The 429-nt window shown below is 59.9% G+C and carries 1 pseudogene; it reads left to right on the forward strand.

Annotation, left to right across the window (positions count from 1 at the left end):
• Positions 1–429, forward strand: a pseudogene (locus B3849_RS00295) (dienelactone hydrolase); the annotation flags it as partial.

Consider the following 429-nt stretch of genomic DNA (forward strand, 5'->3'; position numbering starts at 1 on the left):
GAGACGCATAACAACCTGCCCGACCCAAGGATCAAAACCGCCATCGCGATCGGCCCCTGGGGCATGAACACAGGCTTCTGGGATGCCGAAGGTCTGAAGGGCGTGCAGATCCCCATGCTCTTCATGGCCGGGTCCGAGGATATGGTATCGCTTTACGAAAAAGGTGTGCGCGCCATTTGGGAAAACGCCAGCAGCGTCGACCGCGCCTTGCTGACCTTTGAAAACGGCGGCCATAATGCGGCGGCCCCGATGCCTGCGCCTGCGGAATCCTTTCGCGATGACGCTGATCTGGGGTTCAACGTCTCGGGCCACTATACCGATCCGGTCTGGGACACGGTGCGCATGAACAACATCGCGCAGCATTTCGCCACCGTCTGGATGGCACAGCATCTCAAGGGCGATGCCGAGATGGGGGCCTATCTTGATCTG

Origin of the sequence: Sulfitobacter sp. UBA4523 (assembly GCF_002388305.1) — a bacterium.
Lineage (GTDB): Bacteria > Pseudomonadota > Alphaproteobacteria > Rhodobacterales > Rhodobacteraceae > Sulfitobacter > Sulfitobacter pontiacus.